Origin of the sequence: Streptomyces lunaelactis (assembly GCF_003054555.1) — a bacterium.
GTDB lineage: Bacteria > Actinomycetota > Actinomycetes > Streptomycetales > Streptomycetaceae > Streptomyces > Streptomyces lunaelactis.
The window spans coordinates 14,764-29,016 of the sequence record NZ_CP026306.1; the positions used below are offsets into that span (position 1 = coordinate 14,764).

The window sequence follows — 14,253 nt, forward strand, 5'->3', positions numbered from 1 at the left end:
GGGTGGACGCGGCAGGAGCGCTGCCCGTGGCGACGCTGGGCCGGAGCACCACATGGCCACCAGTAACGTGGTTGGGCACCAAACGCCCTTCGGAACGACGAAGGGAGACCCGCCTCGCGGAGCCGATGCTTGCCGGCCTGGCTCCGCTGGGATCTCCCACTCGCCTGATGTCGGGTGCCCGCTCACTGTGAGGAGACCGGAAACCTTGACGACCATTGACCGTACCCCAAACGACTTACCGCGCCACCCCCAGCTGCTCGTGTGGGTGACCACCCTCACCCCGCTCGTCTCCATCGTCGCGGTGGTGGTGCTGGCGCTGACGCATAACGCGGAGGCCGCGACCGCCGTCGGTGCCATTGGCGGCGCGGTGACCGCCCTCGGCGGCACGGCGAACCTCCGCGGCACCCGCCGGTAGCCCCGGCGGCCGCCAGGAGCACGTCCGGCCCGGCCGCAGCTCGCGGCCGGGCCGGAAACGGCCGACTACGCCGTATCCAGGGGTGGATATCCATATCCACCGCCGTATCCGCCCGCAGGATCGATCTCACAGAAGTCGATCAGCGACGGGGCGGATGAGGGGTGCGGGGAGAAGGACGCGCGGCACACGGCGTCGGCCGTGGCTGCCCGGGAGGTGCGCTGTCCGGCTCGCGTTCTCCCAGGGAGACCGCTGTCCGGCGGCTTGGTCAGGCTTCCGGTCGCACTCCCGCCCATCGGTCCCGGGGCCTCGTGCCTACTCTCCTGGTGGCAGCAGCCGCCAGTTGCTGCTTCGCCAGGCGCCTTGGAAGTCGCCACCCGGTGGCAGGCTCGTCACCGGCACGACGTGCGTGGCGTAGACGACGAACGCCACCGGAGTGTGCGCGGACTCCCGAACCGGCCCCTGGCCGGCCTTGGAGATCCGCCAGCCGTTGCCCGGCACGACTCCGAGCGGCGCTTCATCAGGCAGCTGCTCGATCTCCACGAACCCGTTCTGCTCCGCAGCCGGCACCACGCGGCCGTCCGTCGCCTGCAGCACCATTGCGGCGCCGTCCGACTCTCGCCACCCCACGACCGGCCGACTGATCACATCGTCCGGCCCGGCGTCCGCTGCGGGGTCCGTGAACCAGGCTATGAAGCGCAGAGGTGAATGCATTCCGCCATCCTCGCGGCGATCACCGTCACCTGTCCCCCGTACAGGGAGACAGCGGCCTCATCCGGGCTCGGACTCCTCCGTGCCCCGGGACGTGCGGCCTCGCAACGCGCTTGCGCTCCAGCGAACGACGGAGACCGTGATCGTGGCGGCGATGCTGCCCAGGAACTCCGGCAGCGCGTCGACGAGCATGCTCATCACACCAGCTCCCTCGGCGTCGCCCGGACCGGGCGGTGACCCGCGGTGAAGGCCCGGGCGGCGGAGCTCCGTTGCGTGTACCGGGCGCCGAGCCGCTTGAGCTTGCGCCGGACCTGCTCTCCCACCGCCGGTTCCAGGCCCGCCGCAGCCGCGCTCTCCTCCCAACTGCCTTTGCCGTAGGCCCACAGCAAGGCGAGAGCGGCTTCGCTCTCCTGCAGGCCGCGCAGCACCGGAGCGATCCGGGGGTCGGTGAACTTGGCGAACTCGGCTTCCAGGTCGTCATACGGGCGGGCAGTCCGGCGGGGATGGGAACCCTGCGGCGGTAAGGCGTTCGGCATGAAGGCGTGTCCTCTCGGGTCGCTGTTGAACCGTGCGGCCTTTAAGGCGCAGTTGGGACACCCGAACCGGCAAAAAATCTTGAGGATGGGCCTTGTGATGCCTGCCACACCACGCGAAGGGCGGTCGGGCTACGGCCTGACGCTTGCCGGCAGCACGCGCTCCTGGTCCATCTCGCCGGTGTCCGGGTTGAGCACGTAGACCTGGAACGGCGCCCACGCCCGCCCGGCGAGGGTGTCGAGATCGAGGTGGGAGGGGACCAGCAGGGCCACGTCCTCTGCCCAGGCCCTCAGTCGGCTCGGGTCCGGGCAAGCGACTCCGACCAGCGTCCACTCCTTGCCGTCGGGGCCGCCGCGTTCATAGACCGGCCTGCCGTCGCCGTACCGGGAATCCGGAGCGCCGAAGACCAGGTCCAGGTCGAAGAACAGCTCGGCGATGGCCCGGAAGTACCTCCACTGCTGCTGGTTCAGGCCCGTGCGGCTCCAGAACGCGGCATACGCGCGGTCCTTGGCCTCCTTCTTCCTGGCCTTCTCCTTTTCCTCGATCGCCCATCGCCGCGCCTCGGTCTCCTCTTCCGCCTTCCGCCGACGCCTGGCCTCCGCCTCTTCCCGGGCGCACTCGGCGTCCAGGGCCGCGTAGGTGGGGGACGTCCACCACAGGCGCCACCCGTCGTTCCAGGACCTGGTCCAGCCTTGCGCCCACTCGCCCCAGCCGCCTTCCTCGGTGACCTTCCGGGCGCTGGAGAGAGGCTCGTGCGGCACGATCCGGCCCGTTAGCATCCACGACACCGCGTCGCTCAGCGCCGCATCGACCGGCGACCAGCTCACCGGCCGCGTGGATAAGCGAGCCAGGCCGGCGGTCACCCTCCACCCCTGCCCGCGTTCCTCGGGAGCCTGAACCAGGAGCGTGGGCACGGCGCCCACCCACGGGCGCGGTCGGAAGCCGAACCAGCACACCCTGACCCCGTCCCGCTCGTACAGACCGGTGCGGGCCGTGATGTCCTCCACGGTGATGGGGGACAGCTGCGCCTCCAGCGCCATCAGCCGGGTGCCGTCCGGCCTGAAGACCATCACGTCCGCACGCCATTCCCCGGTGGGTGCGGCGACCTCCAGTTCGGCCCGGAAGCCAGCGGCCCGCGCACAGGTCACCAGCTCCAGCTTGAGCAGGTGATGCTCCAGCGACTCGTTCGCCAGCGAGCACGACGGCGGCTTGGTGCGGTGGTAGAGGTGCCGGGTGTCCAGCTTCGAGAGGCGGGCGTGGACCTGACCACCGCACTCCGGGCACGTCAGTTCCACACCGCGCACCCGGTGGATCTCCTCCCACGACCTGCCGCAGCCCAGATCGTCCAAGGTGACGTCCAGCCGCCCCCATTCGGCGTGATCGGCAGTCAACTGCACTGGGCCCCTCCCCCACCGACTCCGGTTTCGCGGTCATGATGCGCCCGGGCACTGACACGGCACGCTGCAGAATCCGGACGCGTGAGCACGTACCGCACAGACGCGTGAGCACCTAACGCAGATAACTGCTCTGTTATCTGTACTACGCTGATCATCGACCAGGGAGAACGCACCCGTTCTCCGACATGACGAGCACCTGTTATCTGTGGCAAGGAGTTCCGTGGCGACCGTCGTCCCCCTCAAGACCGGCTTCGGAGCGGCGACCGTGCGCGCCGCCGCCGACCGGTATCTCGACTCCCTCACCGTGGCGAACACCCGCCGGGCCTACACCACGGCGCTCGGCAAGGTCGCCCCCGAGCTCGGCGAGGGCCGGCCCCTGTCGGCCGTCGCCGACGACGAGATCGGCCAGGCCCTCGAACAGCTCTGGGGCACCGCCGCCGTCAGCACCTGGAACGCGCGGCGCGGCGCGGTGGGCGGCTGGCTCGCCTGGTGCCACGACGCGGGCCTGCAGCCGCCGCACATCCCGGCCTGGTGCAAGCGGATGCCCGACCCCGGCTCCGACACCCCGGTCCGCTCCAAGACCGCCATCGACCGCCTGATCGCGCGGCGCGACGTCGGCCTGCGCGAGAAGGTCACCTACCGGATGCTCTACGAGACCGTCGCCCGCGCCGACGAGCTGCTCGGCGTCAACATCGAGGACCTCAACCTCGCCGCCCGCCAGGCCCCGGTGAAGGCCAAGGGCGCCAAGGCCGTCCGCCGCCGAGGCCAGGCCCGCGAGGACTACGCGACGGAGACCGTCTACTGGGACGCCGGCACCGCCCGGCTCCTCCCCCGCCTGATCGGCGAGCGGACCCGCGGCCCGCTGCTCGTCACCCACCGAAAGCCCGGCCCCGGCAAGGTCCGCACCCCGCGCGACGTCTGCCCCGACACCGGCCTGGCTCGCCTGTCCTACGGCCAGCTGCGCGCCCTGCTGGACCGGCACACCTGCGTCGGCGGCGAGGAAGGCACCGGATGGGACCCGCACGAGTTCCGCCACTCCGGCCTGACCCACCTCGGCGAACAGGGCGTCTCCCTGCTGCTGTTCATGGCGAAGTCCCGCCACAAGTCCGTCAGCGCCGCCCGGAAGTACTTCAAGCCCGGCGCGGCCGCCCTCGCCGAAGTCACCAGCCTGCTCGCCCCCAGCCACAGCCGCCGCTGACGGCGGACGCGACGAAGCCCCGGACCGCACGGTCCGGGGCTTCGCTGCTATCGGTCCGAGGCGCCCGGCTCCCCGGGTAACCGGCGGTGGACGTAGATGGCCTCCTCGGGGTGTGTCGTGGTGCGGAGCTTGACCCATGCGGCGTCGTGATCGATGCCAGTCGTCCGTGAAAGCCGCCTGGCCTGCCACGAGGTGATGGGGGAGAAGATCCAGCGGCGTCGGGTGAGTCGATTCATGCCGCGATGCATACCCTCGCCGTCCAGCCGCTGACCGCCCGGTCTGTCAGCCGGGGTCCAGCTCGCCCCGGTATTTGTCAGCGCGCCCGGCGATGATGACCGCAACGATCATCAGACCTCTTGGGAGGGGAACCCGTGGCGAACATCTGGATCATGCGGAACTGCGACGACGTGGCGAAGTACGGCGAGAAGAGGTCCACGTTGGTCCGGGCCGACGCCCTCAGCTACGTACGCGCGAGCGTCGGAAGCAAGGTCGTGGCCGCCGACGTGGCCTCACAGGAGGTCGTGACGCTGGTCGACGAGCAGGACGGCGCCCACCAGGGCCGGCCGTCGCTGCCGCCGAACTTCCACATCGCGCTCCTGGCCCGGATCAACGAGCTCCGCAAGTGGGTCCAAGGCGAGGACGACGAGGACCGGTTCGTCGTCGCCGAGGTCCGGGACGGCAAGTGGGTCTGGGGGACGTACAAGCTCTCCGAGCTGCCGCAGGACTGAGCAGGCTCGAGCCCAGCACGGAGCCCCGGGACCATGACGACCCGGGGCTTCTCTGTGCACATGACGCCCGGCTCAACGACCCGGGCCCGGCCCGGTCACCGGCCGACCGGCTCCGGGTACCGCTCCCGCCGGCGGTCCGGGTGGTCGGTGCCGAGTCGCACCCACCCCTCGCGGCGCTGCAGGGCGGGCAGCGTGGTGGCGAACACCGAGACCGCGATGCCGTCGACCGCCGCGGCGAGCGCCTCCAGGCGCCGCTGCAGCAGGTGCTCCTCCTTGCCCGCCAGGACCACGTGCAGCGGCGGGAACCGGCTGCTGCGGGTGTACCGGTAGCGCGACCAGAACGGGAACGTGCCGCCGATGGTGCCGCGGGCTCCTTCCCAGACGCGGTGTCCGGCGTACCGCTCGTAGTCCCAGACCTCGCGGGCGAGCTTGGCCCGCGACATCGTGCCGTTGTCTATCTCGTAGAGGCCGACCTCGGCGGCCTTGCCCGGCACGTTGAGGACGGCGTCGGTGTTGAACGTCAGCCCGGTCTCCTTGATCGCGTGGTTGACCTCCACCTGCCAGTCGGTCAGGTAGTGGCGGCCGCCGACGGCGAGGATCGTCTCCGTCACCGCCAGGGCGTGCGGACCGAACCCGGCGCGGACCGCCTTGGCTCCGGTGCCGACGCGCGGCCGCGCGGGCAGTTCGTTGCCGTCGGCCACCGCCCGCAGCCCCGCCCGGGTCAGATTCCAGATCAGCTCTTTGCCCTGCTTGCCGTTCGTCTCCGCCAGGCCCTGCTCCGCCAGCTTCCGCATCGCCCGGCGCACGTACGACCGCCCGTCCGCGTCCTCGGCTGTGATCACCTGCGCCATCTGGCGGGCGGTCGCGACGCGCACGCAGGCGAGCATCCGCAGCGCATCTCCCCTGACCTGGGGAGCCGTGGGGGTTGAAGAGGAACAGGACCTCTGCCCTCCAGACGCAGGAGGGACAGGGAGAGAGGTGTCAGCGTCACCGCCGACCCCTGGACCAGGGGTGTGGCCTGCGGCGATGGGCACGGCCGTCGAATCCTTCACGGCACTGGATACGGCACTGGAAATCGGGCGGCGTCGCGCCCTCGGGACATCCCTTGTCCAGCTCCAGAGCGCGTTCTGCGCGGTCGCGGGTGCGCGGCGGCCGGTGTCGTCGAGCGACATGCGGTGCTCCTCATCAAGCGTGGCGCGGACCTCCGGACAGAGATCCACCTCTCACTTGCTAGAGGTCTGGATGATCATGCTCGTGTGACAATTCGCGCCGTACTTTTTCCGCCGCCCCCGTTGAGCCCGGCATGGAACTCCCCGATCAGGCCGCGCCGGGAGTCGAGTCCCTCGCCGCGGCGGCCGCCGACGCGGCCTCGGACCCGGGTGGCAGGGCCTCCCGGACGTGTCAGCGAAACGCTGACGCGCGACGGAGTAGCGCAAGCAGTAGCTCAATCGATCACCTAGAAACGTAGCGCAGCAAGTAACTGTTGAGCGATCTACTCGGAAGACTTCACAAGTCGCCATGTGGCGATCTTTTCCGCTAGCAGAAATGCGATCTGTTCAGACTGTCGGATTCGAGATCCTTTCCGCTTCCCTGTCGGTCTCCTGGGTGGAGCGAGGGCGGGATCTCCCGTCGCGCCCGGCGCCCAGCCGCTACCTTGAGAGTCGGCCGCCACACGTCGGCCTGACTCCGAGCCGCAGCCCGCCCACGCCGGCGGCGGCAACGAGGACAAGGGGCCCCGCTTCACGTGCCGCATCAGCCGCTGTCCGTGGTCTTCCACGGCGGGAGATGCGTGGGATCTCCCGCCTGTCTGGAGACGACTGTGACCACCGACAAGCAGTTCAAGCGCGCGGCCCGGGAGCTCGCGGAGCGCGACGGAATCTCGTACACGGCGGCCCGTCGCCGCCTCGCCGCCACGCCGGAACCTGATGTCAGCGCTTCGCTGACGCCCGACCTGGCGGCCGCCGAGACCGGCCAGGAGCCGACTCCCCCGCGCATCTACCCGGTCACCCGCACCGTGTGCGCGACCGAATGCGACGGCACCACGCACCCGGGCGCGCTGTGCAGGCCGTGGCGGCCGGAGGACTCCAAGCACGTCCGGTACGAGGTGCGGCGGGCGGCTCAGCTGCCGAACGGCCGGGCCGGGGAGATCTGTCACCGGTTCGAGCCGCCGGCGCAGCCCTACTCGAACAACTTCTTCGCGCGAGACGCCACATGGCTGCTGGCCCTGGTCTACGCGATGCTCACTGACCAGCGCCCCGAGCTCCGTCCCGGCCGGGCCGAGCTGCGCCAGGCCGTCGACGCGGACGACCAGGCCGCGGTCGACGTGGTGATGGAGCCGCTGGACCGCGCGGCGGCCCGGCTGCTGACGAAGGTCCCGGAGCGGTGGTGGGGCGAGGTGAAGCCGCAGCTGCAGGAGTACGCGGACTTTGTCGACACCGACGACCGGGAACCCCTGACGTGGCAGGAGGCCGACGACCGGCACGCGGTCGGCCGCCTGGTCGACCAGTGGCGCCGGGCGTGGACGGAGAGCCGGAACTACAACGGCTACATGGAGGCGCCCGGCGTGCTGTGGCTAGCTCCGAAGGGGTGGCTGGATGACCTCCTGGTCGAGCAGCACGGCGGCCACGGTGACGGTGCCCGGGTCCGCCTCACCGACGGACGTCCCGCCATCGTGTACGCGGCGGAGTGGAGCGAGGCCGGGGCGCCGGTCGCCTACCGCATCCGCGAACTCGAACCGGGCCGCCACGGCAACATCGGGAAACTCGTGCCGTCGTTCACCAGCGACGAACTCGTCTCCCGCGACCAGGTCGCGGGTGAACTGAACGACGTGGCGTAGCCCGGCGGTCGCTGGGGGCCTTCGCCGGCCCCCAGACCCCCGCTGCCCCGGCATTCTGCAGCGCGGACAGGTCTCGCCGTGGCGGAGGCCGTGCGCGCTGCAGAACACCGGGGACGTGTACCTCTGCCGGACCGCCCTCGGTCCGGTTTGCTCGGGGGACACTCCCGGGCTCCATCTTGCTCGGCCTCGGGCCGGGCTCGCCGAAGTGGTACTTCGGCACCAACTTGCTGCCCCGCCTTTCCGCTTGAGTCTGGAAACCCTCGCGGAAACTCCCGGGTGTAAAACCACCTATAAACCAGCGTGTGAAATCCCGCTCTCCGCACCCCCGTCCTGACCTGCGGGGACCTGCCTGCCAGAGACGACACCACCCACGCTCCTCGTCCCTCAAAGTGTGGGTGGTGTCGTCTCAGTCAGTCAGGAGGTCAGGACGGGGGTGCGGAGAGCGGGAGTTGCAGTTCGGGGAAAGCAGAGTGGTGGTCAGAGTTTGATAGGTGAAGGGAAATAGGGGCGGGCCGGGGAAAGGGAAAGCCGGTGCCCAGGAGAAACCCGGAGCACCGGCGGAAGCGGTCGAAGTAGCGGTCTGGTGGTTGTGCGGGGCGGACGGCGGATTCAGCGGGGCGCCGGGGCCGGCCCCGTGGTGCAGGCCCCGGCGCCCCGCGATCAGGCGGTCAGGCCGTCAACTCCGTCGACATCCCTGCCGGGCGACAGGTACTCCTGCAGGGCCCGCCTGCGCCACCGCCTCGCGCCTGCGGTGTAGTGCCCGTCACGGGGGTCGGACGCCATGTGCGCCGCGGTCAGCTCGCTCACCCAGTCGTCGACCTGGTGGTGGTTCTCCAGGGCGTCCAGCGCCTCGCGCATCCGCAGCCGTTCGTCTCCCTCGGCGGCCAGACGCTTCTCGTTGAGGGCGTCCATGATGCAGATCTGCCCGACGCGCAGGAAGTCGCGGTACTTCTGCCCGCCGGCCTCGATGCGGGCGGCGGCCTGCTCGGTGGTGAGCGCGCCGCCGCTGCGCGCGGCGAGCGCGGCCGCCAGGTCGGCCGTCTCCTGGCGGCGCTTCTCGTCGTAGCGGACGGTGCTCTCGGCGTACGGCTCGTCGGGGTGGCGGTCCATCAGCTCCCGTCCCTCCTGCGTCCAGTCGTAGTTCCAGGCGTCCGGGTGGCGCGGACCCCACGTCTCGGCGAACGGGAACGGGCCGCCGGTGCCGACGCGCAGCAGGGCGGCGGCGATGCCCGCCGAGCCGCGGCCGCCGACGATCCAGCCGAGCGTCATCCAACCGTCGGCCTCGGACCAGACCCGCAGGTCGTAGGTCGGCGGGTGCTTCTCGCCCTGGAACCAGGTCGGCTCCGGGGTCGGCTCGGTGGAGGCCGGACGCCCCTTCGGCCAGGTGTCGGAAGGCCGGTGGGGCACCGCCGGCCGGTCCGGATGCGCGTCGGCCCGGTGCACCCGCCGGGGCAGGGTGCCCAGGTCGGAGGTGGAGTGCTCGAAGACCTCGGCGCACACGTTGCCGCAGTCGCCGCCGGCCGGACGCTCCGGCGCGCTCAGCCGGTGGGCGACCGCCGTGTCCGCCAGGAGGACCGCCTTGTCGAGGCGGTCGCACCAGGCCCGCGTCCACCAGCTCGGTGCGCCGCCGGTGTGGTCCTCGCCCGCGATGCCGTCGGGCACGCTGTAGACCCGCACCTCGTACGGCAGGTCCGGGCTGGGGCACATCGGATCGAGGGCGGCCGGGAAGGAGCCGGGCTGCTCCACCGACCAGCCGTTGTGGACGTAGCGCCAGAACGGTTCGTCGTTCGAGCACCAGACCACCGGCCACAGGGAAGCGACCTCCACCCGGCCGTCGGCCAGGCGGTGCGGCACGGGCACCCGCGTGCCCTTGGCCACCACCCCGACGTCGTTGCGTACCTCGCGGATGACGACGCCGTCGGCAGCGGGCTCGGCGACGCCCCACCGCACGCCGTTGTCGCGCTGGACCATCGAGTGGCGGGCGTCCTCGTTCCAGATCACCGTCACGGGCACGACGCCGTGCTTGGCGACGACGGCGGACAGTGCGGAGACCACCAGGTCGTCCCAGTCCGGGGCGTCGGGGTCGGGGGAGGCGCTGCGCAGCGCCTCGGTGTATTTCGCGCCCTCGCGGGCGGCGGCGCGGGCCTTGCGGGCCGCGGTGCTCTGCTTCTTCGGCGACATGCGTACTCCAGACCCAGCGGTCTCCCACGCTCCCGCCGGCCGTGTGTACGTCGGGGCCGATCCAGGACAGAGCAGTGCTTGAACTCGCGGGCCCCGAGAGACCTTGACCGACGGTGTCCCGGGCGGCGTGGGCGCCGGGACGGCGGTGTACGGCAGTACGCGTCTAGCCGTACGGAAACGGTAGCGCCCGCCACTGACAGGGCGCCAGGAAACAGCGAGCGGCCCCGTGGACAGTTCCACGGGGCCGCTCGCTGGAGAGGGTCAGGACGCTTCGGACTGCTCCTCCTGGTCCCGCTTCGGGACCTTGGGGAGCTTCCCGGTCCGCCGCAGGTGGGCGGCGTAGTGGGCGATCGCGACGTCGGTGACGTCCTGCGGGCCCATGCCGGTCTCTTCGCCGATCTCGGTGACCAGGTCGTCGGTCTCCAGCAGGACGCGCACGTTCATCATCACGCGGGTCGGGCCGGGCTTGCGGCCGCGTCGGCGCTCCGGACGGCCGAGTTGCTTGCGGCTGTTCGGCGTGACGGCGGCGCGCTTCTTCGCCGGCTTCGCGTCGTCGCCGACTCTGATGTCCTCGTCGTCGTCCGGCAGAGGGGTGTCGGTCGCGGTACGGGTGCGCGTCGGGGTCACGGCTGCGGGATCTCCTTCAGGAAGGTCTGGGTGAGCAGTTCGTAGGTGGCGCGGATCTCGGAGAGCCGGTCTCCCTTGGATTCCTCGAGGGAGACGCCGTTGTTGTTGGCGGTCGCCAGGGACTCGATGAACTTCACGGTCGGGTCCCACACCAGGGGGCCGAAGATCTGGCGGATCGAGTCGCGCTGTTCGTTCTGGCGGACGGTGTCCTTGTACTTGTTGAGGATCACGCCGCGCAGTTCCAGGTCCGGGTTGCCGAGGTCCTTGGCCGACTTCCTCTTGATGAAGTCGCGTGCTCGCTGCGCGCCCTCAACGGCGTAGAAGTCCGCGTCGGCCACGATCACCGCGTCGTGCGACGCGGCGAGACCGAGCTGGGTGAGGTGGAACAGGCTCGGCGGGCAGTCGATCAGCGTGTAGTCGACGTGGTCGTCGGCACCCTCCAGGGCCTGGTCGAGCCGCCGCCAGGCGCCGCCGATCCCGGCCTCCGACATCCGGTTCTCCAGCGGGAGCCGGGCGGGGGCGATCGAGATGCGCTCGGCGTAGCTGCAGTTCCAGGCGATCGGCTGGAAGACCTCCCGGGCGCAGCCGAGAGCTTCGTCCTCCCCCGTGTTGGCCTTGATGGCCTGGCTGATCGTCGGCTGCTTCAACTCCGGGTCGTAGTGCCACCCGAGCATCTGCGAGCTGTTGCCTTGCGGGTCCATGTCCACCACGAACACCCGCTTGCCCGCCTTCGCCAGACCCTCGGCGAGGCGAATGGTGGTGCCGGATTTCCCGACCCCTCCCTTGTTGTTGAGCATGGCTACACGTCGGGCCATCAGTCCTCCAATCCGCTCGCCCGACTCGTTGCAGGCCAGCTCATAGGCTCGGCGCCGGTACGGCGGCGAGGCCGGTCCCGGCGTCCGGCTCGCACCGGAGCACCCGCGCGTCAGCGAGCGTTACCGGTCATCATGACGGCTCTCCCCGCCCCTCGCTGACAGGCTTGACAAACGGGTATCCGAGCCGCTCAGCCGTGGCGTATTGCATTTTCGCTAGCGGTATGGCGAGCGGATCTAGTCGCTTGTCCGATGACTGGTTTGGATCGCACACTCGATAGCGCTGTCAGCGGAATGCTGACATCCCGAGGGTGTCAGTGGAATGCTGACGCCCATGGCGAAGGACTACGCGAAGCACCACGAGACGAAGCGGGCCGCCGAGAAGCTCCTGACGGAGCGCTACGGCGACGAGAACGACGCCCGGTACGGCGGCTCGCTGCCCCCGGAGAAGGCGATCACCTCCGTCCTGGTCGCTCTCAGCGACTACCTGCCGCCGGGCCAGGAGCCGCAAGAGGTGCCGGCGGAAGACGTCCTCGCAGCTCTCTCGCACGTGGACGACGCGCGTCAGCGCCTGGACAACCAGGAGCTGCGGCTGATCAGGGCCGCCCGTACTCGCGGGGCGTCCTGGCAGAAGGTCGCCGACGCGCTGGGGCTGGGCACCCGGCAGTCCGCCGAGACCCGGGCCCTGCGCCTGGAGCGCGGCGCGCAGACTTACCGCGGCCGCGACGTCGCCTCCCAGCGCCTGGACAAGGCCCGCGACCGAGCCGCCGAGACGTGGTGCGAGGAGCACGTCGACCGGGTCCGCGAGGTCGCCGAGCAGCTGTACGACACGTCCGGCGCGTGGGACCTGCAGAGCCTGGACCACGCAGGGACGCGGGGCACCCTGCACGCGATCGGGGAGCTGCTGGCCACCGACGCCAGCCCGGTGAAGCTGGTCAGCCTCCTCTCGAACGTGCGGTACCGCCTCGCCCCGTACAGCGGCGAGGCGCCGAAGCCGACCGGGAAACAGGCCGCCGACGCCACGAAGGCCCTGGCCGCCCTAGTGGAGCTGCTCGCCGAGCAGGCCGCCGCCCGCACGCAGGTCACCTCCGCACGAGGCGAGGCGACGTCGTGAGCGACCAGGAGACGGTCGTCGACGTCGTCGACAGCAGGCTGACCGGCACCGAGCTGCTCGTCGCGGCGGCCGCCGAGGTGACCTCGTGGCCCTCGGTGTCCGCCTCCCGGGCCCGCCAGGTGAAGTGGGTGGTGGGCGAGTACACCCGCGCCCTGGCCCACGCCGACCACCCGCTCGCCGCCGACGCCGGCGTCCGCACGGTGTTCACCCGCGAGCCGGTCAACGCGTACTTGCTCCTGGCCCGCACCGGGCAGCTGCGCGTACGCAAGGCCGCCGACCCGTCGAGAGGGTCCGACAACTCCGAGCAGATCCGCCTGGAGGTCCTCAAGCTGCTGGTCACCGCGTGCGGCGCCGAGGACTTTGCCGAGCTCCCGCCGCAGCCGGACCCGCCGAGCAAGCCGCCCGTCGCCAAGCGGCCCCGCTCCCTGCTCCGCTCGCAGCTCACCGAGCTCGCAGACTCCCCGGACGCGACCACCAGCCAGCTGCGGATGCTCGCGGTCGGCGCGGTCGTCTCCGACACCGGCATCCGGGCAGGCGAGATGTGCGCCCGCACCGTCGAGGACCTCTCCCCGACGCTGGAGGAGCTGCGGGTGGTGCGCCGGCCCCAGGGCTGGAGCGAGGCGGAGGCGTTCACCGAGCTGCTCGCCCTGTCCGGCCTGTCGAGGGCGGCGCTCAAACGGTGGCTGCCCGACCGCCAGCGGCTGCTGCAGCGGGTCGGCGGCACCGCCACCGCGCTGTGGGTCTCCCTGCACGGCAACCACCACGACGGCCAGGCCGTGCCCGCCGGAACGCCGCTGATGCCGCGCGGCCTGGCCCGCGCCTGGACCCGCGCCGTCGTCGACACGAACATCGAGATGGCCGGACAGCCGTCGTGGGAGCCGCTGCCCACGCGCATGGAGCAGCTGCGCCGGGGCGTGAAGCCGACCGCCGTCCGGGCGCCGATAGTGCCGGACGCCGAGAAGGCCGCCGTGCTCCTGGACGACGTCGCCGCCCGCGGCCGCGCCCTCGCCGAGCTCCGCAGGGAGGGCGAGCAGGACTCCACCGCCGAGCTGCAGGCCCGCATCGCCGTGCGCCAGGCGGTGCGCGACGCGTGGGCGGAGGGCATCGAGCACACGGTGCAGCTGTCCACCCTCGCCGACGCGGGCCTGCCCGACACTGCCTCGCTCGCGGCCGCCGGCTGGGAGCCGGTGCTGCTCGCCGCGATCGACCGGGCCCGGGGCTGGGGCCGCCCCTCGAAGGCGGCCGCCGCCGTGTGACCCCGTACGGACCGACAGCGGCGCCCTGGAGGACACGATCCTCCGGGGCGCCGCCGCGTTCGCTCACGCGTCGACGGCCTCCCGCTCCATCACCAGCGCCGTACACACGCACGCGCACCAGCAGGGCCCGCCCGGGTGGACGGAGAACGCCGTGCTCAGCGGGCCGCCGCAGCTGACGCACTGGGAGGCGCACCCGCACACGCCGCAGTCGGCGCACTTCATCCGGTCGCACGCCGCACACAGGGTGTCCTGCGGGGGCGGGGTGGGAAAACACTCGCGGCAGCTCAGGGCGGCGCAGCGCCCGCAGGTCGTCGTCACTGTTCCAGCCTCGCCGTGCAGGTCAGGTCTCCGACGCCGCGACACGCCCTCACTCCGGTGGCAGCCTGGAGAACGGGGAAGCCGCAGGCGTCAGCGGAGCACTGACGTGCCTTTGTCCTAGCATTTTCG

General features: G+C 71.3%; 14 protein-coding genes. 6 read left to right on the forward strand and 8 right to left on the reverse strand.

Annotated features, from left to right (window positions below; translation table 11 throughout):
• Positions 1-205 precede the first annotated feature (205 nt).
• Positions 206-415, forward strand: coding sequence for a hypothetical protein (locus SLUN_RS38925; RefSeq protein WP_108155281.1), 210 nt, complete (start codon positions 206-208; stop codon positions 413-415).
• 312 nt (positions 416-727) lie between these two features.
• Here the strand turns inward: SLUN_RS38925 and SLUN_RS38930 are convergent, their stop codons facing one another.
• The 4 genes from SLUN_RS38930 to SLUN_RS38940 form a co-directional block, all read right to left on the reverse strand.
• Complete coding sequence (locus SLUN_RS38930; RefSeq protein ID WP_108155282.1) at positions 728-1,126, reverse strand: hypothetical protein; 399 nt, start codon at positions 1,124-1,126, stop codon at positions 728-730.
• A 57-nt stretch (positions 1,127-1,183) separates the two neighbouring features.
• Complete coding sequence (locus tag SLUN_RS39820; protein WP_159100466.1) at positions 1,184-1,321, reverse strand: hypothetical protein; 138 nt, start codon at positions 1,319-1,321, stop codon at positions 1,184-1,186.
• On the reverse strand, positions 1,321-1,659 hold the full coding sequence (locus SLUN_RS38935) for a hypothetical protein (protein ID WP_108155283.1): 339 nt from the start codon (positions 1,657-1,659) through the stop codon (positions 1,321-1,323). The genes SLUN_RS39820 and SLUN_RS38935 overlap by 1 nt, the downstream gene beginning before the upstream one ends.
• A gap of 129 nt (positions 1,660-1,788) precedes the next feature.
• Positions 1,789-3,054, reverse strand: coding sequence for a competence protein CoiA family protein (locus tag SLUN_RS38940; protein ID WP_108155284.1), 1,266 nt, complete (start codon positions 3,052-3,054; stop codon positions 1,789-1,791).
• A 220-nt stretch (positions 3,055-3,274) separates the two neighbouring features.
• On the opposite strand from SLUN_RS38940, the gene SLUN_RS38945 reads away from it, so the two are divergent.
• Positions 3,275-4,252 carry a tyrosine-type recombinase/integrase gene (locus SLUN_RS38945; protein ID WP_108155285.1) on the forward strand — a complete coding sequence of 326 codons (978 nt, stop codon included), beginning with the start codon at positions 3,275-3,277 and terminating at the stop codon, positions 4,250-4,252.
• A 371-nt stretch (positions 4,253-4,623) separates the two neighbouring features.
• Positions 4,624-4,980, forward strand: a complete 357-nt coding sequence (locus SLUN_RS38950) for a hypothetical protein (protein WP_108155286.1) — start codon at positions 4,624-4,626, stop codon at positions 4,978-4,980.
• Between the two features lie 95 nt (positions 4,981-5,075).
• Here SLUN_RS38950 and SLUN_RS38955 read toward each other — a convergent pair whose 3' ends face one another.
• Positions 5,076-6,152, reverse strand: coding sequence for a replication-relaxation family protein (locus SLUN_RS38955; protein ID WP_108155287.1), 1,077 nt, complete (start codon positions 6,150-6,152; stop codon positions 5,076-5,078).
• A gap of 647 nt (positions 6,153-6,799) precedes the next feature.
• On the opposite strand from SLUN_RS38955, the gene SLUN_RS38960 reads away from it, so the two are divergent.
• Entirely contained in the window at positions 6,800-7,816 is a 1,017-nt protein-coding gene (locus SLUN_RS38960) for a hypothetical protein (RefSeq protein WP_108155288.1), read from the forward strand.
• 660 nt (positions 7,817-8,476) lie between these two features.
• Here SLUN_RS38960 and SLUN_RS38965 read toward each other — a convergent pair.
• The 3 genes from SLUN_RS38965 to SLUN_RS38975 all read right to left on the reverse strand — a co-directional run bounded on the left by SLUN_RS38965 (position 8,477) and on the right by SLUN_RS38975 (position 11,439).
• The gene (locus SLUN_RS38965) at positions 8,477-9,997 is read right to left on the reverse strand and encodes a hypothetical protein (protein WP_108155289.1); all 1,521 of its coding nucleotides are present in this window, start codon (positions 9,995-9,997) and stop codon (positions 8,477-8,479) included.
• Between the two features lie 261 nt (positions 9,998-10,258).
• Positions 10,259-10,624 carry a hypothetical protein gene (locus tag SLUN_RS38970; RefSeq protein ID WP_108155290.1) on the reverse strand — a complete coding sequence of 122 codons (366 nt, stop codon included), beginning with the start codon at positions 10,622-10,624 and terminating at the stop codon, positions 10,259-10,261.
• Complete coding sequence (locus SLUN_RS38975) at positions 10,621-11,439, reverse strand: ParA family protein (protein WP_108155291.1); 819 nt, start codon at positions 11,437-11,439, stop codon at positions 10,621-10,623. Before SLUN_RS38975 ends, SLUN_RS38970 begins: the two co-directional genes overlap by 4 nt.
• Before the next feature lie 319 nt (positions 11,440-11,758).
• Between SLUN_RS38975 and SLUN_RS38980 the strand changes: the two genes are divergently transcribed.
• Complete coding sequence (locus SLUN_RS38980; RefSeq protein ID WP_108155292.1) at positions 11,759-12,550, forward strand: hypothetical protein; 792 nt, start codon at positions 11,759-11,761, stop codon at positions 12,548-12,550.
• Positions 12,547-13,806, forward strand: coding sequence for a hypothetical protein (locus SLUN_RS38985; RefSeq protein ID WP_108155293.1), 1,260 nt, complete (start codon positions 12,547-12,549; stop codon positions 13,804-13,806). The genes SLUN_RS38980 and SLUN_RS38985 overlap by 4 nt, the downstream gene beginning before the upstream one ends.
• The last annotated feature ends 447 nt before the right edge of the window (positions 13,807-14,253 follow it).